At 46.4% G+C, this 21728-nt stretch carries 20 protein-coding genes; 7 read left to right on the top strand and 13 right to left on the bottom strand.

Translation table 11 applies throughout. The features are described 5' to 3' along the window. Positions 1–26: 26 nt before the first annotated feature. The 4 genes from REC12_RS01310 to nifJ form a co-directional block, all read right to left on the bottom strand. The gene (locus REC12_RS01310) at positions 27–242 is read right to left on the bottom strand and encodes a hypothetical protein (protein ID WP_308891812.1); all 216 of its coding nucleotides are present in this window, start codon (positions 240–242) and stop codon (positions 27–29) included. 1 nt (position 243) lies between these two features. Next, the gene (locus REC12_RS01305) at positions 244–684 is read right to left on the bottom strand and encodes a type II toxin-antitoxin system VapC family toxin (protein WP_308891811.1); all 441 of its coding nucleotides are present in this window, start codon (positions 682–684) and stop codon (positions 244–246) included. Positions 685–946: 262 nt separating this feature from the next. After that, complete coding sequence (locus REC12_RS01300) at positions 947–1507, bottom strand: NADPH-dependent FMN reductase (RefSeq protein WP_308891810.1); 561 nt, start codon at positions 1505–1507, stop codon at positions 947–949. A 385-nt stretch (positions 1508–1892) separates the two neighbouring features. Further along, entirely contained in the window at positions 1893–5420 is a 3528-nt protein-coding gene (gene nifJ, locus REC12_RS01295) for a pyruvate:ferredoxin (flavodoxin) oxidoreductase (protein ID WP_308891808.1), read from the bottom strand. A 212-nt stretch (positions 5421–5632) separates the two neighbouring features. Here nifJ and REC12_RS01290 point away from each other — a divergent pair, with 212 nt between their 5' ends. Continuing rightward, complete coding sequence (locus tag REC12_RS01290) at positions 5633–6541, top strand: metallophosphoesterase (RefSeq protein WP_308891807.1); 909 nt, start codon at positions 5633–5635, stop codon at positions 6539–6541. Between the two features lie 170 nt (positions 6542–6711). Here the strand turns inward: REC12_RS01290 and REC12_RS01285 are convergent, their stop codons facing one another. The 4 genes from REC12_RS01285 to REC12_RS01270 form a co-directional block, all read right to left on the bottom strand. Continuing rightward, positions 6712–6984 carry a 2-keto-3-deoxygluconate permease gene (locus tag REC12_RS01285; RefSeq protein ID WP_308891806.1) on the bottom strand — a complete coding sequence of 91 codons (273 nt, stop codon included), beginning with the start codon at positions 6982–6984 and terminating at the stop codon, positions 6712–6714. 41 nt (positions 6985–7025) lie between these two features. Continuing rightward, positions 7026–8183: a UxaA family hydrolase gene (locus REC12_RS01280; protein WP_308891805.1), complete on the bottom strand. Its 1158-nt coding sequence runs from the start codon at positions 8181–8183 to the stop codon at positions 7026–7028. An 18-nt stretch (positions 8184–8201) separates the two neighbouring features. After that, positions 8202–8489 carry a UxaA family hydrolase gene (locus REC12_RS01275; RefSeq protein ID WP_308891803.1) on the bottom strand — a complete coding sequence of 96 codons (288 nt, stop codon included), beginning with the start codon at positions 8487–8489 and terminating at the stop codon, positions 8202–8204. A gap of 194 nt (positions 8490–8683) precedes the next feature. After that, complete coding sequence (locus tag REC12_RS01270) at positions 8684–8911, bottom strand: hypothetical protein (RefSeq protein ID WP_308891802.1); 228 nt, start codon at positions 8909–8911, stop codon at positions 8684–8686. 281 nt (positions 8912–9192) lie between these two features. On the opposite strand from REC12_RS01270, the gene REC12_RS01265 reads away from it, so the two are divergent. Both REC12_RS01265 and REC12_RS01260 read left to right on the top strand, forming a co-directional pair. Then, the gene (locus REC12_RS01265; RefSeq protein WP_308891801.1) at positions 9193–9993 is read left to right on the top strand and encodes a ParA family protein; all 801 of its coding nucleotides are present in this window, start codon (positions 9193–9195) and stop codon (positions 9991–9993) included. 218 nt (positions 9994–10211) lie between these two features. Next, entirely contained in the window at positions 10212–11336 is a 1125-nt protein-coding gene (locus REC12_RS01260) for an NAD(P)/FAD-dependent oxidoreductase (RefSeq protein ID WP_308891800.1), read from the top strand. A gap of 127 nt (positions 11337–11463) precedes the next feature. On the opposite strand, the gene asrC is transcribed toward REC12_RS01260, so the two are convergent. The 3 genes from asrC to asrA are packed head-to-tail and all read right to left on the bottom strand — an operon-like array spanning position 11464 to position 14286. Next, positions 11464–12447 carry a sulfite reductase subunit C gene (gene asrC / locus REC12_RS01255; RefSeq protein ID WP_308891825.1) on the bottom strand — a complete coding sequence of 328 codons (984 nt, stop codon included), beginning with the start codon at positions 12445–12447 and terminating at the stop codon, positions 11464–11466. Positions 12448–12461: 14 nt separating this feature from the next. After that, positions 12462–13283, bottom strand: coding sequence for an anaerobic sulfite reductase subunit AsrB (gene asrB, locus REC12_RS01250; protein ID WP_308891798.1), 822 nt, complete (start codon positions 13281–13283; stop codon positions 12462–12464). Further along, a complete protein-coding gene (gene asrA / locus REC12_RS01245; RefSeq protein ID WP_308891796.1) occupies positions 13276–14286 on the bottom strand; it encodes an anaerobic sulfite reductase subunit AsrA in 1011 nt (336 codons plus the stop codon). Before asrA ends, asrB begins: the two co-directional genes overlap by 8 nt. A gap of 229 nt (positions 14287–14515) precedes the next feature. On the opposite strand from asrA, the gene REC12_RS01240 reads away from it, so the two are divergent. Both REC12_RS01240 and REC12_RS01235 read left to right on the top strand, forming a co-directional pair. Then, positions 14516–14845, top strand: a complete 330-nt coding sequence (locus REC12_RS01240; protein WP_308891795.1) for a DnaJ family domain-containing protein — start codon at positions 14516–14518, stop codon at positions 14843–14845. A 302-nt stretch (positions 14846–15147) separates the two neighbouring features. Further along, positions 15148–17709, top strand: a complete 2562-nt coding sequence (locus tag REC12_RS01235; protein WP_308891794.1) for an HD domain-containing phosphohydrolase — start codon at positions 15148–15150, stop codon at positions 17707–17709. Positions 17710–17770: 61 nt separating this feature from the next. Here REC12_RS01235 and REC12_RS01230 read toward each other — a convergent pair whose 3' ends face one another. Both REC12_RS01230 and REC12_RS01225 read right to left on the bottom strand, forming a co-directional pair. Further along, positions 17771–17944: a Spo0E family sporulation regulatory protein-aspartic acid phosphatase gene (locus tag REC12_RS01230; RefSeq protein ID WP_308891793.1), complete on the bottom strand. Its 174-nt coding sequence runs from the start codon at positions 17942–17944 to the stop codon at positions 17771–17773. Between the two features lie 261 nt (positions 17945–18205). After that, entirely contained in the window at positions 18206–18403 is a 198-nt protein-coding gene (locus REC12_RS01225; protein ID WP_308891792.1) for a helix-turn-helix domain-containing protein, read from the bottom strand. 158 nt (positions 18404–18561) lie between these two features. Between REC12_RS01225 and REC12_RS01220 the strand changes: the two genes are divergently transcribed. Then, positions 18562–19134, top strand: a complete 573-nt coding sequence (locus REC12_RS01220) for a helix-turn-helix domain-containing protein (RefSeq protein WP_308891790.1) — start codon at positions 18562–18564, stop codon at positions 19132–19134. A 213-nt stretch (positions 19135–19347) separates the two neighbouring features. Next, positions 19348–21564 carry a sigma-54-dependent Fis family transcriptional regulator gene (locus REC12_RS01215; protein ID WP_308891789.1) on the top strand — a complete coding sequence of 739 codons (2217 nt, stop codon included), beginning with the start codon at positions 19348–19350 and terminating at the stop codon, positions 21562–21564. Positions 21565–21728 lie beyond the last annotated feature (164 nt).

Genomic DNA, 21728 nt, shown 5'->3' with positions numbered 1-21728 from the left:
GCACGCGGTTTGTGAGGTATGCAAACTTACTCTTTTGCTTGCATTTTTTTCTTAGCTAGTCTGTTTTTCATAGCCTTTTCAGACAATTCCACAATGGACATATCTTCGTAAAGAGGTTCCTGCCATTTGGTATAATCAAAAGGCTCTTTTATAATCAAAGATATGAATCTTTCGGCTTCAACATTTCCGAAGTTATCGATAAGACATTTCATTGCCGATTTCTGTAAAACAGCTTCATTCATTTTAAATGCCCTCCTTTTTCATTACAAAATCAACTGGATTTATAATTTTTATTCGCGTATCATTAAGTTTCAAAAGCCTACTATCTGTTGATATAAAGTAATCACAGTTTGCTGCTATTGCGCTTGCAATATGCAAAGCATCTTTCGTTTTTACACCTGTTTCCTTTATCTCCTCCGCAATTTTCAAAAGATGGGAACTTTCGCTGATATCCTCCTTTGCATACTTAAAAAAATCTTGGATAGCCAATTTTCTTATCTCAAAAGGATTATCGTCATTTTCAAGTTCTAAGATGTATGAAATAACCAAATCAACCTTTCCATTGACAATAAGCGCCTGTATAAACAGCTTTGCCTTTGTTTCCAACTCGATCTTAAGCTGATTTTGGTCGTCATAAGGTCTATTAAAACAGCAGTTGTCTAAATATATCTTTATTTTACTCAATTTTTCACCTGATTTCTTATGCAATTTCATTATAGCATAAATTAAATTTGTTCGAAATTATTCCTGTATGTCCATTTATTTACAATCATTGTGAAAAACAAAAGGACCAAAACCACGAGGGTTCAAATCCTTTTACTTCATTTCTTCATTGGTGGAGATGATAGGACTAAAACCCTCGACCTCTTACATGCGAAGCCAGCGCTCTGCCGAACTATGCGCAAAGCACTTCAATACCGAATAATATTTTATTGCTCCGCTGAGATCATTTGCGGCTGCGGATAAATTTTAAAAAGGATTGAACCTGTTTATCCAAATAGGATAAGCTCGCAGTGAGCTCCAGTTTTCCGTCCTTATTCACCTGCTGCAACGCATTCGGTATAGTCAGACGAGGGACGTTCATGACATCCATATTCAGGAAACTGATTAGAGTCACCAGATGATCCTGTGCCAGCCCTGTCCCAGACATGCCGGGAGTAATACCGCTGATCGCGGCCGGTTTTCCAGCCAGCACTTGCGGTTCGCTGTCGCTAACGGGCCGGGACAGCCAGTCAAGAAGATTTTTCAGCACCCCGGGGAAAAAATGATTGTATTCCGGCGTAAAAAACCAGATGCCGTCCGCTGCTTTGACTTCGACGCGCACCCGCTTTACTGCCTCCGGCGCCGGAAATTCAATATCCTGATTCAACAACGGGACATTAGTAAAGTCAAGCAGTTGGAATTCCGCCTGATCACCGACTAACTTTTGGGCCGTCAGAGCTAACTGGCGGTTATAGGAATCTTTTCTGAGGGAACCCACAATAGCGATTATTTTTAGCTTTTCCATCTTTTCACTCCATTATTTTAATAGTGTCCGGTATTTTAAGAGTTTCCGGTTGGTGATATCTCTCACCGCTAATTACTTTCTTTTATTATACCGCATTTTACTTAATTTTTACTAAAATTTAAGCAGTGACTTATCGACGTTATCTTATATAAGAAATGCGCAAACCCGCACAAATACAAGGCTCGGGCATAAGAAAAGACGGTATGAATCTTTCCATTCCATAAAAATGGCCAGATATCATACCGTCGTTCATTTCTGGTGGAAATGAAGGGGCTCGAACCCTCGACTTTTTACATGCGAAACAGCGCTCTGCCACCCCGTACGCCGGCGGTGTCTTCGGGCGCCGGCCAAGTTTTTTTATCCGGGACAACTTTACCGTCAGCAATCAATACTGCATCTCCGCAAGACGTTTTAAGGTCTGGTACTTATCCCGGGCGTGCCCTTCTGCCACATCGAACATTTCTTGAGCAAATTCCGGAAAGACGGTCATGAGGGAGGAATAACGGATTTCTCCTTTTAAGAAGTCTTGGAAAGAAGCGGTGGGCTCTTTGGAGTCCAACATGAAAGGGTTCTTTCCCTGATCTTTAAGACGGGGGTCAAAGCGCCAGAGATGCCAGTATCCTGATTCCACAGCCTTTTTCTGTTCTAAAATACTCGTGCCCATCCCGGACTTGATCCCGTGGTTGACGCAGGAAGCATAAGCGATGATAATGGATGGCCCATGATAGCTTTCTGCTTCGGCGATGGCTTTAATCGTCTGGTTCATATTGGCTCCCATAGCTATTTGCGCCACGTAGACATAGCCATAGGTCGTGGCAATAAGCCCCAGGTCCTTCTTGCGGACTCTCTTCCCGGCTGCCGCGAACTTGGCGATAGCTGCGGTCTGAGTAGCCTTGGAGGATTGTCCGCCCGTGTTGGAATAGACCTCGGTATCCATGACCAGGATGTTGACATCGTCTCCACTGGCAATGACATGGTCAATCCCATTATAGCCAATATCATAGGCAAAACCGTCGCCGCCAAAAATCCAGACCGAAGGTTTAATCAGGTAATCTTTTTTCTCCTTAATTTCGCAGAGAAGAGGATCGCCGGCGGCATCTTCCTTATTGATCGCTTCCAAAAGGCGGGCCGCAGCTCTTTTGGACCCTTCTCCATCGTCCATATTGTCCAGCCATTCCCGGAAGGCCTCTTGGAGATTGCCGCTGAGGGAGCTTTCCAAGCCTTGCCGCATCAGTTGAGCAAGTTTAGCCCGGATTTGCTTGGAACCTAAATAGAGGCCGTAGCCAAACTCGGCATTGTCTTCAAAAAGCGGATTCATCCAGGCCGGCCCTTTGCCCTCGGCATTCACCGTATAAGGAACTGAAGGCGCGCTGCCTCCCCAGATGGAGGAACACCCTGTGGCGTTGGCAATGATCATGCGGTCGCCATACAGCTGGGTTATCAGGCGGGCATAAGGTGTCTCGCCACAGCCTGGGCAAGCTCCGTGGAACTCCAGCAAAGGCCGGGCGAATTGGCTTCCTTTTAAGCTCTTAACATCCATCAGGTTCCGTTTTTCGCTGACTTTATTGATCGCATATTCCCAGTTCTCCGCTTCCATTTCAATCTCCTGATCCGCCGGCTGCATGACAATTGCCTTGCCGGGAGCCGGGCAAACGTCGGCGCAGTTTCCGCACCCGGTACAATCAAGAGGCGCAACCTGGATACGGTAATGGTATCCTTCCAGCCCTTTCCCGACAGGTTTCTTCGTCTTGAAGGCGGCCGGAGCTTTTTCCAGCTCAGAATCACTCAGGAGGAAAGGCCGTATTGTGGCATGGGGGCAAACATAGGCACACTGGTTGCATTGAATGCATTTGTCAATTTGCCATTGCGGCAAATAAACCGCGATGCCCCGCTTTTCGTAGCGTGTTGTACTTAAGGGGAAGGTGCCATCCTCGACTCCGACAAAAGCACTGGTGGGCAAGTCTTCACCTTCGTGACGGGCCATAGGCCTTTGAATCCTTTTGACAAACTCCGGCTCATCCCGTACAGGCATCTCCTCATCAGGGGCTTCGGCCCAGGAGGCGGGAACTTTCACTTTATGTAAAGCTTCGATGCCCCGATCAACAGCCTTGTAATTCATCTCGACAATATTAGAGCCTTTCTTGCCATAGACCTTCTGAATAGAATCTTTTAAGTATTGAATGGCCTCTTCGACGGGAATAACCTTGGCCAGCTTAAAGAAAGCAGCCTGCATGACCATATTGATGCGTCCGCCCAGCCCGATTTCCCCGGCAATGGAAATAGCGTCAATGATATAGAAGTTAATATCGTTCTTGGCAATATAGCGCTTTAAAGCAGCCGGCAGATGATCTTCCAATTCATCGGCATTCCACGGGCAATTCAAAACAAAAGTTCCGCCTTTTTTTAAGCCCTTCAGGATTTCATAGTGGTGAATAAAGGACCTGTTATGACAAGCGATATAATCCGCATCAAAGACCAGATAGGACGACTTAATTGGCTTCTTGCCAAAACGCAGGTGGGAAATGGTCGTTCCGCCGGATTTCTTACTGTCATATTCAAAATAACCTTGAACGTTGAGGTCGGTATTATCCCCGATAATTTTAATCGCGCTTTTATTCGCCCCAACCGTACCGTCAGAACCGAGCCCCCAAAACTTACAGCGGATCGTTCCTTCAGGCGAGGTATCGACAGTCTCCTCCAGGGGCAAGGACGTGTGGCTGACATCGTCAACAATGCCGATGGTGAAGCGGTCTTTGGGCTGGTCCTTTTGCAAATTCCGGTAAACGGCCAGGATCTGGGACGGCGTCGTATCCTTGGAGCCTAAACCGTAACGCCCCCCAACAATGATCGGTTTCGCCGTCTCGTGGTTAAATATTTGCAATACATCAAGGTATAAAGGCTCACCCGTGGAACCGGGCTCCTTCGTGCGGTCCAGGACCGCAATCTTCTTGACGGATTTAGGTAAAACGTCAAAGAAAAACTTTTTAGTGAAGGGGCGATAGAGGTGTACTTTAATCAGTCCAACCTTTTCCCCCCGCTGGGCCATAAAATCAATAGTTTCTTCGATGGTATTGCAGGCCGAGCCCATGGCAACAATGATATTCTCGGCCTGAGGATCACCGTAATATTGGAAGGGATGATACTCACGTCCGGTAATTTTCTTAATCTCTTTGAAGTAGTCTTCCACGATATCCGGCACAGCGTCGAAAAAGGGGTTGGAAACCTCACGTCCTTGGAAATAAATATCCGGGTTTTGGGCAGTCCCTCTCAGGACGGGATGGTTGGGGTTCAAAGCCCGGTTGCGAAATTCCTGAATCTTTTCCCCATCTACGAGCTTAGCAATTTCATCATAACTTGTAGTCTCGATCTTTTGAATTTCATGGGAGGTTCTAAAGCCATCAAAAAAATGCAGCACCGGAACCCGGGATTTGATAGCTGCAAGATGGGCCACAAAGCCCAAGTCCATCGCTTCCTGAACATTATTGGAACAAATCATGGTAAATCCTGTCTGCCGGGCAGCATTAATATCCTGATGATCGCCAAAAATGGATAAGGCTTGGGTTGCCAAAGCCCTGGCACTGACATGGAATACTGCCGGCACGAGGTTGCCGGCCATTTTATACATCTCAGGAATCATGAGCAGCAACCCTTGGGAAGCCGTGTAGGTTGTTGTCAAAGCCCCGGCCTGGAGGGAACCGTGGGTTGCCGCCGCAGCTCCGGACTCAGACTGCATCTCCACAACTCTCACCGGCTGATTGAATATATTCTTTTTACCATGCGCCGCCCATTCGTCAACTCCCTCGGCCATCGGAGATGAAGGTGTGATCGGAAAGATCGTCGCAACTTCAGTCAGAGCATAAGACGCCTCTGCCGCCGCCTGGTTCCCATCCATTGTTTTCATTTTCTTTGCCACACTAAGAGCCTCCTCTAATAGAACTTGGAATCTTAAGTTTGCATTAGTATTCGTCATTGGAAAACTCTCATACATCGTTTTAGCAAAAAAGACAACGCAATCACTTGCTTCCTCCGCAAATTCCTTGACCCACAGGAACATGTTCTCGCTTAAGCCAATATATTAAACTTAGATGACCCAAGAGATGGTTGCTGTTTCATGGAGGGTTAGAGATGAATTATTTAAAACGTATTGCCAAAATCTTCGCCTCCGCCGAAGAAATTCTTTTTGACGACTCCTCCAGGATTATTTTAATGAGTGACGTTCACAGAGGCGACGGCAGCTGGGCCGATGACTTTTCCAAAAATCAAAATCTTTATTTTGCCGCTTTAAGCCATTATTACAAGGAAGATTACACCTACATTGAGATCGGTGACGGCGATGAACTTTGGAAGAACAAAAAACTTGCCGACATTATCAATGTACATAGCGATGCCTTTGGACTCCTGGTCAAATTCTTTAACGCAGGGAGATTTTATTTAATTTTCGGCAACCACGACATGGTCAAAAAAAATGATAACTTTGTCAGAAATAATTTGTACCGCTACTTTAATGAAGAAGAGAAAAAATATATACCCCTATTTGAAAACATCAAAGTTCATGAGGGATTGGTTTTAAAACACAAGGCAACAAAGCAAAAACTGCTCTTGCTGCACGGACATCAGGTGAGTTTCATCGATTACGATCTCTGGCAATTGTCGCGCTTTCTCGTAAGGTATTTATGGCGGCCGCTGGAGTCATTCGGTGTCAATGATCCAACAAGTACAGCTAAAAATTATCATAAAAAAGATACGGTGGAAAAAAGACTAACAGAGTGGGTGGAACGCGAAAAACATATACTTATCGCCGGCCATACCCATAGGCCGATGTTCCCCGAAATAGGCAAGCCCCAATATTTCAATGACGGAAGCAGTGTCCATCCCCGCAGTATAACGGGTATAGAAATTGCAGACGGCTGTATTGCACTTGTCAAATGGAACGTAAAAACCAGGGATGACGGCACATTATTCATAGGCAGGGACATTCTGGCGGAGCCCGTAGAATTAAAAAATTTCTTTTATCCGACGACTAATCCGCTCTAAGACTCCCGCTTCGGCAAGCGGTGAGTTAAGAGCGGCTAAGTCCCTGGCTAAGTGCGACTAAAATTCAGCTGAAGTTAAAAACTCCACCTGAATCAAGTCTGTTTTATCAGGAATAGGCCAGAAGGGCTCCCTATACTGGGAGCCCTTCTGGCAACGAATATATCACATGCCTAAACCTTTAGGCTATTTGCGGCAACCTGGGTGATCGCCGCAGTGTTGTCTTTACCCTTATATTTAGCGAGAGTTGCCGTAACGATGGGAACTAAAATCGCCGTGACGATAACCGAGGCGGCAACTTGGGCGGTAGCCGTCCCTTGAATGGCTTTAATAAAGGTCGGATCAGCCATGGCCACGGCCAGAGGGGTAGCGACGGCATTGCCGGCTGTCGTGGCAGCGGCGACTCCGGCTACACCGGTTCCTTTAAAGAGGTGGTCGACAATCAAACAGTCCGCCGCCTGTTATGAGCAGCGTGAAAAACCCTGAATTAGTAGGTTGGCGCAATTTTGTAAATCCCGAACTCCTTGTGGCCGAGACTTTCGGCTTTGGGCATATGCCCGTTGGCGACGTCCGCAACCATATCTAAAATCCGTTTTCCAACTTGTTCTATGGTTTCCTCTCCGGAAATAATCGTCGAAGCATCGATGTCCATATTGTCTTCCATCATTTTAAAAGTCCGCTCGTTGCCGGTAATCTTAATGACAGGAGCCAGCGGACAGCCGGTTGGAGTTCCTCTTCCGGTGGTGAAAATAACCACCGTAGCCCCGCCTGCAACCATTCCGGTAATCGATTCAATGTCCTGCCCTGGCGAATCCATAACGTATAAGCCCTTTCCGCCGGGAACTTCGCCATACGCCAGAACATCCTGAATTGGGGCATGTCCCGCCTTATGAATGCACCCTAAAGATTTTTCTTCAATAGAGCTGATCCCCCCGGCAATGTTGCCCGGAGTAGGTTGTCCGCCGCGAATGTCCACATTCAAAAGCTTGGCCCGTTCTTCGCAGTCACGAACATAGCGAATTAACTTTTCGGCGATTTCCGGAGTCTTGCAGCGGCGGGCCAGCACATGCTCCGCACCGATAAATTCCGTGGTTTCGGAGAGCATGGACGTACCGCCGGCGACGACGAGCAAGTCAGAGGCGATGCCGCAAGCAGGATTGGAAGCCAAACCTGAAGTAAAATCGGAACCTCCGCATTCAATAGCCAGCACAACTTCGCTGATATCCATTTTTTCAGGCTGCAAATGAGCAACTTTGCGGGCAAGCTCAGCGGCCTTGCGCAGTCCTTCGGCCGTGGCTTTAAGGGTCCCTCCGACTTCCTGAATAACAATAACCTCAACGGGTTTTCCCGTGGCGGCAATTTCTTCCGCGACCTGGCGAATAGGAACACCTTCACAACCGAGTCCAATCACTAAAACCGCACCCACATTGGGGTTCTTGCCCAAGCCAATCAAGGTCCGAACCGTTTGCTCGTGATCAGCCCCAATTTGACAGCAGCCGTGCTGATTAGGAAGGGCAACGGCTCCGGGAACTTGAGCCGCAATATTGGCTGCAACCGTACTGGAACAAACAGCCGTAGGAATAATGGCAATATGATTGCGGATTCCTACCTGACCATTCGGACGTCTATATCCCAAAATCTCCATATAAATTCCTCCTGTTTCTTACTTATCTCCCCGGCCGCGCAGGCTTTCCATGTTATGAACATGAACATGCTGGCCGACTTTAATATCTGAGGTCGCGCCGCCAAGACTTTCCCCGTATTTGATAACCTCTTCTCCCTTTTTGATCTCACGAATAGCCACTTTGTGACCCAGGGGGATATCTTGCAGAAGAGTAACCGCTTGCTCTTGTTCACCCAAAAAATAATGAATTTCAGTACCTGATGTGAAATCATCCACTAAAGTAGCCACATTGTCGTGAACATTGATGACAACAGCTTGCTTTTTCAAAGAAATTCACCTCCTAAATTATTACGCTTACTAGGAATAGGCAAAAATCATGCCAACTTTTAAAACCTTTGTGAAAATATTAGCCTGAACAGCGGAAAGACGGCCTAGAGAAGGCTATTCAAGCTCTAAAACTTGCTTAACAAATTTGACGAAAAAAATGTACCGGTTTTTAAAACTTAAAACGTTGCATTTCGCTACAGACTGATATGTTTTAATATGCAACGTGTGTTTAATTGCAACGCTCTGCCGCCGGCTCTAACCTTGCTGCAGCCCTCATTCAGGGCCTTTTTGGCAGCCGCTGCCCCATCGCCCATATCCGCCACAATTACGCGGCAGGGTTTTTTCAGTTCGGCGACGGTTTTTCCGGCCTCTTCCGCCAGTTCGGAATAAGGAGCGATAACTAGAATGCGCGAATAATCCATAAGACCTCCAGAGTATCTAAACTTCATTGTAAGTAACGGCTCAAAACTGACCGGGTATCCAAAGCAAGCACTTATTTCCGAGTCATAAAAGCCAATTGCCCGCTTGAGAAATCCATGAGAGATCCGTGCCGTTTATTAATATCCTTTGTGTTTATTATGGCACCATCGTTCTCGCTTGAGAATAACTATTTTCCTGCCATTTTTCTGGTCATGGGCATCTATACCTCTTTGGAATAATATGGTAAAATTAGCTATACAAATTTATAAAGGGGTTGTCGTCAATGGCTAGACATTCTAAAACTACTAATATTGCTAAGCTTGCGCGAATTATTGCTGTTGCCTCCCAAAAAGGCGGGGTAGGCAAGACAGCGACCGTCACCAACATGGCTGTAGGGTTAGTTAGTCTCGGATATAAGACCGCTATTATTGACATGGATGCTCAGGGACACATTGCCTTTTCCTTCGGAATCAAGAAGCACAACCTGAGGAAAACGATTTATGACGTCTTACTGGGCGAGGCAAAAATGAGAGATATCAAACAAAGCGCTTTCGGAGTTGATCTGTACTTATCGAACAATTCCCTTTCCTCTTTCAGCAGCAGCGTACTGGCTCCTGCCAACAACAAGCAATTCCCCGCTCCTAAGTACCTTTTAAAAAACGCCGTCGGCCAGATCAAAGCTCAATACGATTACATTCTCATCGACACTTCTCCCAGCAATGACATATTGACTCTGAATTCTCTGTTAGCCTCCACGGATATTATTATTCCCGCCTTGCCCGAAGGGCTATCCGTTGACGGCATCTACGACACACTTTCCCTCATAAAAAATATTCAGCAGCAAGGTGCGAAGATCAATATTTTAGGCATCCTGCCAACTATGGTTCAAGACCATACCAACCTTCACAATGTGATGCTCCAGGATCTAAGGAAACGCTTTGCCGAAACTCCCGACATTAAAGTCTTTGACACGGTCATTAAGCGGGCCATCCGCCATGGCTTAGCCCAGACTCAAGGTGAGCCCGACATCAGCAAAGCGCCTGAATACCTTTCTTTTGTCAAAGAGGTACTGTCCATCGCCTGAAGAGGAGGAAAAGAAGACCCGGTCTAGACGCTACTTTTTCTAGACCGGGTCTTCTCTGCCGTCAAGATTTTTCCCAACTGATCTGAAAGCCGATATCCCCGGCAACCACCTGGATCAGGATGTGAATACCTTGCCAAAACTCTCTTGACATCTGCTCTGTAATGCTATACGACATTAGTAGCTTCAGTTTTATCAAGATACGAAAGGTAACGAGCGCTATGGAAGAAGTCGAAATACTCATAATAGGAGCAGGCGTTATTGGCTTAGCCATTGCCGCGGAGCTCGCCAAACAATCCGAGGACCGCTCTCTGTTCCTGCTTGAACGCCATGACAAGTTTGGTCAGGAAACTTCCAGCCGCAACAGCGAAGTAATTCATGCCGGCATTTATTATCCCGCCGGAAGTCTTAAAGCAAACTTATGCGTCGAGGGCAATCGGCGTCTTTACGAGTTTTGCCGGCAGTGGAACATTCCCCATGAGCGGATCGGGAAATTGATTATTGCCCGCAATGAGGAGGAAATTCCGGTCTTGGACTCACTCCTGGCACAAGGGAGAAGCAACGGTGTTACAGACCTGGAGCTTTTAACCCAAAATCAGGTTACAGCTTTGGAACCTAATATCAAGGCAGTCGCCGCCTTATTTTCCCCCTCCACCGGGATTATTGATTCCCACCAATTAATGCTGCGGCTGGAGTGGCTGGCTCTTGAGCAGGGAGCCGTCATAGCCTACCGCCATGAAGTCGTCGGAGTTGATTTTCAAAACCCCGGCTATAAAGTGACTTACCGCAATCCGGCCGGTCAATTGGAAGCGATTCACTGCCGCTGGCTGATTAACTGCGCGGGCTTAAACTCCGATCACATCGCTTCTTTGCTGGGAATTGACCTTGACGACAGCGGCTACCGCCTATATCCCTGTAAAGGAGAATATTTCAGTGTCGCCAATTCCAAATCTGCCTTAGTGTCAAGGCTGATTTATCCCCCGCCCTTAAAAGAACTGAAAGGCTTGGGCATTCACGCCACCAAATCACTGGATGGCCGCTTGCGGTTTGGCCCCAATGCCATCTACTCGGAAAGGTTGGATTATGATGTCAATGCAGATCATGCCCAAGAGTTTTATAATGCCGTCAGTACCTATATGCCCTTTTTAAAGATTACGGATTTTTCTCCGGATATGGCCGGCATTCGACCGAAGGTTCAAGCTCCGGGCGGTCCTTTCCGCGATTTCATTGTCTGTCATGAGACTGAGCGCGGATTTGCGGGACTGATAAATCTGATCGGCATCGAGTCCCCCGGCCTAACATCCTCGCTTTCCTTAGCCGAGATGGTCAAGGGGTTAATCGCTTGATAAAGCAGACTTGATTCAGGTGGAGTTTTAACTCCATCTGAATCTTAGTCCCACTTATCCAAGGACTAATCCGCTCTTAACTCACCGCTTGCCGAAGCGAGAGTCTTAGAGCGGATTAGTCAGCGGATCAAAATATTACCTTTTTATCATAGGTATACCCGGCGAAATCCAAAAAATTAGCGACTTGGGCTTTAGGCCCTAAATCGACGTCTTTTAACAGCTCATCCCTGAAGACAGGGTAACCTGTTCTGTCCAGGATATAGCCTACGTGCTCTTTAGGAAGAGAACGGTCAATGTAGTTATCAATATAAGCATAGAGGTTGGCACATAACTTCAAGACCGCTTCCCGCTCCGCCCATTCCAAAAACGGGGCGGCCAGGCGGGGATTCTTTTTCCCCGTTCTCCCCATAACCACGACACGATAGTATTGCCCGCCCCGTGTCCAGGCGGCTGTCGGACATTGCAGGACACATTCACCGCAGCCGATACAGCGTGAGGCATCCCGCTTTACTTTATTGTTAACCAAGGTAAGCGCACCGGTGGAAACTTTGCTGCAATTTTTGACACAAGCTTGGCAGCCTATGCAGCGCTGGGCCTCGTAGAGAGGCTCAACCTGGCCCAGAATCCCCAGATCATGCATATGAACTTTTACGCAGTCATTCGGGCAGCCGGTGACTGCGATTTTAACATGGGGATTGTGGGGATAGATTATTTTTTCAATATCCCGCGCTAAAGCTGTCGTATCAAAGACAGCGTTCGTACAAACCCTGTTGCCAATACATGCTACAACATTCCGGGTCCCTGCTGAAGGATAGCCCAGAGCAGGCTGGTCCAGAGAAACTCCAAACTTGATTTCCAGCTCCTCAAGAAGCGGCGTCAGCAAGGCATTGATTTCTGTCATGTGCTCAAAGGGAATTCCGGGAATTTCAAACCCCTGCCTCGTGGTGAGATGCACTGTCCCATTGCCGAAGCTTTCGGCAATCTCTTGGATAAGCGGAAGCAGCTTTACCGGCAAATGGCCGCCGGGCACCCTGATACGCAGGCAAGTCAGCTTTCTGTCTTTGGTGATCCGCCAGGCATTTTTCATAACCTTTTTCGTATTAATCGTCATCATGATCCCCCTAACTAATCCAAGAGAGTTTGAGCTTTGGCAAAATTAAACACAGGACCTTCCAGGCAGACATAAGTTTCATCAATCTTGCAGTGCCCGCATTTGCCCAGCCCACAGGACATTTTTCGTTCAAAGGAAACCCAGATGTTTTCCTTCTCCAGCCCCCGGCACAGGAATTCCTGGGCAGTGAATTTCATCATGACCGGCGGTCCGACGATAATAACCCGCACATCCTCAAGGGCAGACAACTGAACATCCGGGATTAAGCCGGTAATGAGTCCGGTTTTGCGCGTGCAGGAATTGGCGATAACCTCAAGGTTGCCGGCTTCGTCCAATTTATCTACGGTAACTTCAACTCTGAAAGTCTGCGCCCATCTGTCTAAATCTTCGGGGAACAAAACATCCCCGGGAGTTTTAAAGCCGGTTAAAATATCGCACCGTTGCAAAAGTTCAGGCCGAGCATAGAAATGATTGATAACACTTTTAAGCGGGGCGAGGCCTGTCCCACCGGCGGCGATAATCAAATGCTTGCCGTAAAACTCCTCCAGCGGAAATCCGTTGCCGTAGGGACCGCGCAAAAAAAGATAATCCCCCGGAGCCAGTTTATCAATCCCTTCCGTCACCTTGCCAACCTTGCGGATCGTCATTTCCAGGTAACCTTCCCCAAAATCACTGATGGAAATAGGGCACTCGCCAACTCCGGGAAGGGAAACCTCCATAAACTGTCCGGAGACCGGTCGTATTGAGGATTCTAAGCGGTAGGTCCAATCCAGTTCGGTCTGCCGGTATTTTGCCAGGATCTTAGCCCTAAAAGGCAAATAATTGTTCTCAGCCACGGTTTTCCGCCTCCTCTTTGCCCAAGCGGTCGATACAGTGAGCCAGGGAAATATATTCGGGACAGGCATTGTCGCAACGTCCACATCCTACACACATGGGCACGCCAAATCTCTGTTTGAAGTCCTTAAGCTTGTGCATCACTTTAAAACGCATACGCTCCCCATTGCTGCGGCGAAAACTGTGCCCGCCGGCCATATCCGTGAAGCCGTCAATATGGCAGCTGGCCCAGACTCTCCGCCGCTCCCCGCATCGGGGATTATCTTCATAGAAGATATCCTGCATCGTATAACAGCTGCAGCTGGGACAAACGACAGTACACCGTCCGCAGGCAATACAGCGGGCGCCATACTCCTCCCAGATCGGATTCAGGTCCGCCGACTCCAGCTTTAGATTTTGGGGAACCTGAACTTCCTGATGATTGCTTTCTACAAATTGAGGCGACACATCCGCCGGCTCACCGTAAAGAGCAAATAGGCCCTCAATATCTTCCCTGACAGAGCTGAGATAAAAGCCGTTCTCATAACGCAGGGAGGCACTGTAATTCTCAGTGGTATTCGTCCCCATGCTGACGCAAAAACAATGCTCGAAACTCTCCGGACAATCCATCAGGATAAATTTAAGGTTTTTTCTCAGCCGTTCATAATAATAATCCGGAAAGGGACCATTTTCCAGCATGATTTTGTCCAGACGCTCTACCGCTTGTATGTCACAAGCGCGCAAAAAAACGACAATACCTTTTTCAGCGGCAGCCGTTTCCCTAAACTCATGTTCATTAAAATAGAAAAGAGTCTGGGTAATGGGGTAAAAGGTTTCTTTGGGAGAGAAATAGGATTTTTGCTTAAAGACGACATCTTCAATTTGCAGGATTTCACCATAGCCGACTAAATCAGTATCTGAAAATTTTCCTTTGCCCTTCAACAGGACCGGAGCATAGACCCGGTGCTTTTCCTTTAAAGACTCAAGAAGCTGATTGAACCCGGCCGCTGTATATCGATAGCCCAAATTTCACACTTCCTCTGATTTTCTTAATTCCTCCAGCTAAGTATAAAACAAAACGCTCTTTTGGAGATGTGATTTTTATCACATAAATAAAACTCAAATTTTAAAGCTTTTGTGATTCAGGGTACCCCAACAATAGGCCGCAGCGCAAAAATTATGGTTAAAAAAACTCACCAAAGCTTATATAATAAGAGTGATGAAGAGCAAACTTTGTTTAAGGAGTTGTCGCCTGATGGCCAGCATTTTTGACAAAATTGTTGAGGATAGAATTCAAGAGGCTTTTAGAAACGGTGAATTCGACAACCTCCCCTCGCAAGGCAAACCCATAAATCTTGACTATTGGGCGAGTCTCCCGGAAAGTATCCGTGCCGGATATATGTTGTTAAAAAATAACGGTTTTGTACCGGAAGAAGTGCAGCTGTTAAAGGACATTGATGAATTGCGGGACCGCCTGGCAGGCTGCTCTGACCCGGAAGAAAAAGCCAAACTTCAAAAAAAGCTCGAAGAAACCAAATTAAAGTACAATTTAATAGCCGAACTAAAAAAACGCTCCCCAAAATAATCTGTTTGTTCCTTGATCCGGTCGCCAAACGGGGGATTTTTATAGATATTAACGCTAGACAAAAGGCTCAGCTCAAAGAATTAACTTTGCAGGCTGAGCCTTTTGTCTGTTGGCTTTTGGCGGATAATTAGTGCATTCTGTGACATAGCAGGATTTCAGAAAATTATAAAGAATACGTTTAGGATAAAAAAGAAATTTTGCTCGTTTTTTGGGAATTTTTATTCCTTAATTGAGATTACAGCACATTTTCAGAGACTTTGGCTTAGCCCTGCTAAATAGTGCCGGAGCAAAGGGGATAGAGTATGAGGAAACACACAAGTCGAAACTATTTTTTATTTTGGCTTTTAAGTTTAGTAGTTATGCTTATTTGCCCCGTTCAAGTCAATGCTTCCCCGCCTGAAATAAAAACGCTCAGCGTAGTATTAGACGACAACTACCCCCCTTATTCTTTTCGCAACAGTCAAGGCGATTTGCAAGGAATAACAATCGACCAATGGAAACTGTTTGCGCAAAAGACCGGGATCAAAGTGTCTGTCACCGGGATGACTTGGCTTAAGGCCTATGAAAGCATGCGGCAAGGCGACTTTGACGTCATTGATACGATCTCCTACAGTGCCGACAGAACCAAGATCTTTGATTATTCCCAGCCCTATGCGACAATTGAGGTCCCGATTTTTTTCCGGAAAAACATCTCCGGAATTACTGACGTCAACTCTTTAAAGGGTTTTACGGTAGCTGCCAAAAGAGGAGACTACTGCATTGATGTGCTCAAGGGACAGGGAATCACGGATATCGACGAATACGATAACGCCGAAGCTGTCGTACAAGCGGCAAAAGATCGCCAGGCCGTAATTTTCGTCATGGGAAAACCCCCCGCCCTCTATTATCTTTATAAAATGGGGATTCAAGATAACTTTAATTATTCGGATACTTCCGTCTACACCAGCCAGTTTTACAGAGCCGTAAAAAAGGGGCAGTCAGGGTATCTGTCCGCGATTAATAACGGATTTGCCAAGATTTCCGAGAGCGAATATGAAGCAATTAACCAAAAGTGGTTTGGGGTTGAAACCGACCCCTTTTATGAACTGCCCTTCTTTAGAGGGATGGTCATCATCGGAGCCGCCGTTTCTCTGATCGTCTTAGTGATGTTCTTTTGGAACAGAACCCTGCGGCGAATGGTCAAACAAAAAACCGTCGAGCTTTGGCAGGCGCTCAAAGCCAGAGAACACGCCGAAACGGAAATTCGGGCCTTAAATACTCAGCTGGAAAGCAAAGTCATGGAGAGAACAGCGCAGTTGGAAGACCTGAACAGTGAACTTGAAGAAAGCAACGCCATGCTTGAAGAAGAGATCGGCAAACGAGAAAACGCTGAAGAAGACCTGCGGAACTTAAACGCGGAACTTGAGCATAAGATAGAAATGCGCACAAGTCAGCTGGATGAGCTCAACACAGTTTTGGAACAACAAAATGCCTTATTAAGTGAATCGCAAAAAGTCGCACGTTTAGGAAGCTATGTCATGGATCTCCGGACAAAAGGATGGCAGTGCTCTCCTGAGCTGCATGAAATTTTCGGCATTGATCCGAACTATCCCCATACAGTGGAAGGATTGCTGAAGATTATTCATCCGGATTGGCGGGATGTATCCTACGATTATCTCCGGCAGGTGGAAAGTGAACAGGAACGTTTCGACTATGAATTTAAGATTGTCCGTATTGGCGACGGAGAAGAACGCTGGGTACATGGTCTCGGCAAAATCGAATTTGATCAGCGGATCAGCACCCTTCGTTTAATCGGCATGATTCAAGACGTGACGGACCGCAAGCTGACCGAGGAAAAAATCATTTATCTCAGTTTCCATGACCGGCTGACCGGCCTCTATAACCGCCGCTTTTTTGAAGAAGAAGTAAAGAGGCTTGATGTCGCGAGAAATTATCCTTTAACTCTTGTGATGGCCGATGTCAATGGGCTTAAACTGATCAATGATTCCTTTGGCCATGCCATTGGTGATGAACTCCTTATCAACGTTGCCGAAGTTCTGCGCAAAGGCTGCCGCAGAGATGACATCATCGCCCGACTCGGAGGAGACGAATTCGTCATCCTCCTGCCCAAAACAGATACCATGGAAACGGAGAAAATCCTCAAGCGCATCAATGCGCTGGCTTTACAGGAAAAGGTAGGCTCAATTGAAATATCAATTTCTTTCGGCTATGAAACAAAACGCTACACCGGAGAGGATATTCTGGAGCTATTTAAAAAAGCCGAAGACCATATGTACAAGAGAAAACTCTTTGAGGGACCAAGTATGCGGGGAAAAACCATCGAAACGATTATCAGAACCCTTCACGAAAAGAATAAACGCGAAGAACAACACTCCCACCGTGTCTCCGCGCTCTGCGAGAGTATGGGGCAAGCTCTTGGTTTGCCCGAGGGAGAAATCCAGGAACTGAAAAACGTTGGCCTGCTTCATGATATCGGCAAAATTGCCATCGACGAAAATATTTTAAATAAGCCCGGGAAACTGACCAACAACGAATGGGAAGAAATCAAGCGTCATCCGGAAATCGGTTATCGTATCCTCAGCACGGTCAACGGCATGTCCGAAACGGCCGAATATGTCTTAACTCATCATGAACGGTGGGACGGCCTAGGCTATCCCAGAGGGCTGAAGGGCGAGGAACTCCCCCTTCAGTCCAGAATTATCGCTATTGCGGATGCTTACGACGCTATGACAAGTGCCAGAAGCTACAGAGAGGCTTTACCCGATGCCGTGGCCGTTGCCGAACTTCGGAAAAATGCCGGCATTCAGTTTGATCCCGATTTGGTGAAACTGTTCATAGACAAAGTTATCCATTCACAGCTTTAAGGTTCTTTCCCCTGGCTTTAAGGCCAGACAAACAGATGCCGGTCAAGACCTTGACCGGTGTCTATTCTTTCTCATCTTTTTTCAGCAGCATTTCTTGATACTTGTCTAAGACATCATCCAGCTCCTGGCTTGCAGCTAAAACCACCGGATCTGTATAAGCTCTTCCCTCTTGGACTTTAATCATGTTCAAGCGCAATTCTTCGATTCGCTTTATTAATTCCTTGATTTCAGACATACTATTCTCCGTCAATTTTTATTTGGGGATAAGTGCGCCCAAAAATCAAGCCCCCGGCAACACCGGGGACTCTATTACGTCTCATAGCTGAGAGAAAAATAAACAAACCAGGGCAGAGCTTAAGACAGTCCGCCTTCAACATTTTTAAGTTCTTCATCATTTTGACTCCATTAACTCCAGTATAAGCAATACATGCTTAATTTAGGCTGGGTTGAGTTTAGTTTAAACTGCAAGACTTTTGCTTTGGCGTGTAATTCTTCATTATTTAAAAAAAAGAGTCCAATCAAACATTAAAACACTACTAAGCTTTTTAGCGGTTTTGACACCAGGGTTTTTGTTGCCTGACTCTAATTCTGCATAATATGATCTGCTTATTCCTGCTTTATTTGCAACTTGCTGCTGTGTTAAATTCCCACGGCATTTTATTAGCCACAGCCTCGGCTTGCCAAATTCAGCCACAATTCCCCCCCTTTATCTCGTTGCACAACGCGACTTAAATCACCTTAATAATACAGTTGCAATTCGCGACTGTCAATACTTTTGTTGAGAATCGCGACAGTTATTTTAATTGTCGCTCATTGCGACTATACTATATACGAGAGGAGGTGACGCATGTCATGTTAGGGAAAAGGCTGCTATATCTAAGAAATAAGCACAGACTCACCCAAGAGGAACTGGCCAAAATCCTGTGTATGTCGCGAAGTACCTATGCCCAGTATGAAGTTGACAGGCGCAAACCTGATTATGACACTCTGCAAAGAATAGCGGATTATTTCAAAGTCTCTACTGATTTCTTGTTAGGACGGACAGAAGATCTTATAATTGAAGAAGATAATTTTCCCGACAGGCTAAGGATGATACGTGAACTAAACGGCATCTCAGAAGAACAATTAGCGGAAAATCTTAATATGACTCCAAGCGACGTAGCGCAATTTGAAACAGGTGAAAACTACCCCGCCCCCTCTACTTTGAAAGCCTTGGCAGACAGTCTCAATTGTTCCGTTGACTTTCTTCTCGGCCGCATCACCGACCCGAGACCGTATATACTGGAAAGCCAGCAAAGTTACAGCGCTTTTCCTCCCTGCCCTTCGGACGACCCTATAGAGGAGCTGCCTGAAGAAGCGAGAAAATCCCTCGCAGAATTCAAAGAATTTATTCTTTACAAATATCGCAAGGGCAATAAGACATGATAATTTCTCCGCCTGGCCGGAAAACTTTTGGCGATTATTTAAAAGGCAACCTCCCCAAACCCACCGCCCTATTTAGAGTGGCAATACCAAGGAAAATACGCTATAATTATATCATCATTTATTGAGAATTATAATCATAATCATTACTATAGCGTTAACACTGCAAGGTTAACGTTTTTTACGTTTATGAGCTTGGCTGAGGAGAAAAGAGACATGAAACAACAATTGTTGGACGAATTCCCCTATGCCATAATCCGAGTTGACGCGGAACATCGGGTCTTACTCACGAATCTTCAAGGACAGGAATTATTAAAAAAAGTCGGCGCGGATTTCTTTTCCCTAATTCTTGAGGATTATTCGGGTCCGCCTTTAGTAGAGTCCAGAATTCTGCCCTCCGGTGAGATTTTATTTATTCAAGTCTTCGTAGTCAACGGCACGGACAACCGACTTGTTTTAATTGGTAACAAACCGGACTTTCTTACTCATCTCCCCAACACCTTTGAACAGATCCTGGAGAATTTCACGGCCGATCCCAGTGTTGTAAATCAACGTATAGCAAGTCTTGTGCAAAAAGCGGTAACCTTCGAACGCTTTGATCTGATGAGGGTGGACCCGGCCCTCCGCAAATATAATTATGAATATTCCATCGGGTTGGAAGTTGAAGGGACCTTACATACCGCCTACCGTTCCATAATAAATCTCGGTCTGGGGTGGATTGTGCAAAATGAGGCAGCGCAGCTGGTAGAAACCTTGTCTCCGGACAAGTTCTCTTTCCGCGAAGATCCCCAGCTTTACCGGACCGGACTCCGCTCCATTCTCCGGGTTCCAATTATCTTTGATCACGAGGTAATCGGAGCGGTTCTTTTGGCCAGCTCGGAACCCGGCCAGTTTCAAATTGAAGACGCCATGTTTTTGGACCTTCTCTCCAAATTAATAGCCCCGTCTTTTTTCTACGCCGGCGTCCGGCTGCAGCACGATTTTCAAACCTTGTGTACCTCGACACTGCTGCAAACCATAACCTTTTCCGCCTCATATCCTTCGCTGCTTGATTTTCTCAATCAATATTGCACCCAATTAGGCCTAAACTCTAAAATAGACCGCATAGGAATTTGTCTTATCAACCAGGAACAAGGAGACTGTTCTTGCATTGCCGGAGTATGCAAAAGTTCTTATGGTCAGGGCAAATGCACGACTCTGACCAATATTGGAATCAGAGAAATGATCAAATCAAAGAGTATCGTCGCTTTCAACCTGGCAGATCCACGTTTTCAGACCATCGAGCTTGGCATAGCCGGTCAAGGTATAACAGCAGTTTTGTATGCGCCTATCGAAAATCAAGAAGGAAAAATTATCGCCGCTCTTACGGGAGTAACTTCGGATGAGTTCGCTTTATCCTTAACCGCCGCAGGCATTTTTAAATTTGCTTCGGACCATCTTGCCCTTATTCTCACGAATCTCCCCCTTGATTTACAGCTTGAACCCAATCCGCAGAGAATCCAAATTTCCTCTGTTCCCAAGGGATTTGAACAGATTATCGGTTCGTCGGAAATTATGCGCAATACAGTCCACCAGGCTGCCGTGGCTGCGAAATACGATTTTCCCATCTTGATCACCGGGGAGACCGGCACGGGAAAAGAGCTGTTTGCCAAGGCAATTCATCAGTCCGGTCCTTCCTCCAGTGGTCCGTTTATTGTGGTTAACTCTACGGCAATCCCTCCTAATCTTTTAGAATCTGAGCTTTTTGGTTACACGGAAGGCGCTTTTACGGGAGGGTTAAAGGGCGGCAAAAAGGGAAAGTTCCTGTTAGCGGATAAGGGAACTGTTTTTCTCGATGAAATCGGCGAGCTGTCACCGGAATTACAGGCAAAACTTTTGCGAGTGATTCAGGAACAAGAAGTGGAGCCTTTAGGAGCAAGCAAGCCTATACCGGTGCATGTGCGAATTATCTCCGCCACCCACCGCGACCTCCGAACCATGGTCCAGCAAGGTGAATTTCGCGAAGATCTATTGTACCGTTTGAATGCCATAGAAATACAGCTTCCGCCTTTACGGCTGCGCGGTATGGATATTCTTGATTTGGCTGAAAGCATGCTGCACTTTTTAGCCAGAACACATGGCACGCCTGTCAAACGCCTCTCACCCGAGGCAAGAGCCCAGTTTCTGCGATATGCCTGGCCGGGGAATGTCCGGCAGCTGCAAAATGTGATCAACCGGCTGTTTGTCTTCACAGAAGATCAAGTGATACAGGCCCGGGATCTTCCCCCTGAATTTTTTTATACTCAAGCCAGCGATGAAATGGAGACGGAGTACCAAAGGATTAAACGCTTGTTAAGCGAATTTGACGGAAATAAGACGGCCTTGGCCCAGTATTTAGGGATTACACGCACGGGTCTGTGGAAAAAACTAAAGCGGCTTGGCCTGCAAACATAAAGAAGACTAAGATTTAGGTGGAGTTTTAACTCCATCTGAATCTTAGTCGCACTTATCCAGGGACTTAGCCGCTCTTAACTCACCGCTTGCCGAAGCGGGAGTCTTAGAGCGGATTAGTCAGCGGCTAAAAGTTTGACCGTTGAAAAAGCAATTCAAATCTAGGA

Source organism: Candidatus Desulfosporosinus nitrosoreducens (assembly GCF_030954495.1).
Lineage (GTDB): Bacteria > Bacillota > Desulfitobacteriia > Desulfitobacteriales > Desulfitobacteriaceae > Desulfosporosinus > Desulfosporosinus nitrosoreducens.
The sequence above is the reverse complement of the archived record's forward strand: the minus strand, read 5'-3'. Positions and strand labels throughout refer to the sequence as shown.